At 33.6% G+C, this 1,301-nt stretch carries 2 protein-coding genes; one reads left to right on the plus strand and one right to left on the minus strand.

The features are described 5' to 3' along the window. Positions 1-124 precede the first annotated feature (124 nt). On the minus strand, positions 125-379 hold the full coding sequence (locus FTU12_RS16280) for a LysR family transcriptional regulator (protein ID WP_180114992.1): 255 nt from the start codon (positions 377-379) through the stop codon (positions 125-127). 98 nt (positions 380-477) lie between these two features. Here FTU12_RS16280 and FTU12_RS16285 point away from each other — a divergent pair, with 98 nt between their 5' ends. Continuing rightward, entirely contained in the window at positions 478-1,086 is a 609-nt protein-coding gene (locus FTU12_RS16285) for an FMN-dependent NADH-azoreductase (protein WP_078194113.1), read from the plus strand. Positions 1,087-1,301: the final 215 nt, after the last annotated feature.

Genomic DNA, 1,301 nt, shown 5'->3' on the forward strand with positions numbered 1-1,301 from the left:
GGATAATCTTTTTCAGATTCAATCAATAATTGAACCGCTCTATCTCTGATTTCAGGGGTGTATTTTACTTTTTTCATCGGGACATTCTCTCAAGAAAAGTGGTCTCCGACAAACCCGGTACGGTTCATAATGTCTCAGCTATTAATAATTCTTGTACAGCCCGCTGGCTATGTTCATAGAAAATACTACCTTCTTCTGTGAGAGCTAAATGACGTGTATCTCTGTTAAAAAGTACTACTCCGAGCTGTACCTCAAGCTTTGAAATCATCTTACTGACAGCGGAACGAGTCAGATGTAATTTTTCTGATGCTTTAGTAAAACTTCCTTGTTCAACAACACTAATAAATGCCATCAAACTTTTCAGATCATTAACACGCATATTAGTTCCAATTGGGAATCAATGAGTTGATTTATTATCACTTTTGTATCCAATTTATCAATGATAATCTAATTAAAATTCATATTAGGAACCTTACTATGAACAGAATTTTAGTTATCAAATCTAGTTTTATGCAGGAAAAATCTCTAAGTAATCAGCTCATTAATAAATATTTATATAGACGTAAGCAAAGTGGTTATGTTGACCAAATAATTGAACATGATCTAGGAGCTATGAACTTACCAGTATTAAACTTAGAGATATTTAATGCCTTACGTGGAGAGGCGAATGAAAAACCTGAGGTAAAAGCAGCAGTAGCTCTCTCTGATCAATTTATTCAAGAGCTGAAAGATTGTGATCTATTATTGATTGCAGCACCAATGTATAACTTAAATGTACCAACCCAATTAAAAAACTGGTTCGACTTAATTGCACGAGCACGAGTAACTTTTCAATATACAGAAACCGCACCCGTAGGATTAATTAAAGGTGTTAAATCAATTATCTTTAGTTCACGTGGTGGTTTTCATCAAGATCTTCCAACAGATGCTGTTACAGCATATTTAATAGCAGTATTAGGATTAATTGGTATTGATAAGGTAGATTTTATATATGCTGAAGGCACTGATATTAAACCATTAGGGAAATCTAAAGCACTTGAATTAGCTTCACAGCAAATTGCTTTACAAACGAACGTAGGATTGTAAGTATATTCTTCCTTATGGCAATGAAATTATAATTTTCTATTGTTCTAAGGTTCCTATTTAACATAATGGCGATTATACGAATTTTAAATGTAACTCCAAAATAGAAATGTCCGGTTTCTCCAAAGTAAAAATGTCCGCTTTTAGAATATGCGCTTTTGCGATTATCGAAGCGGACGGTTTGATATGTTGGTGTCTATGTCGGATAAAGAACTTAA

The sequence above is a fragment of the Acinetobacter sp. YH12063 genome, assembly GCF_013419715.1.
Lineage (GTDB): Bacteria > Pseudomonadota > Gammaproteobacteria > Pseudomonadales > Moraxellaceae > Acinetobacter > Acinetobacter amyesii.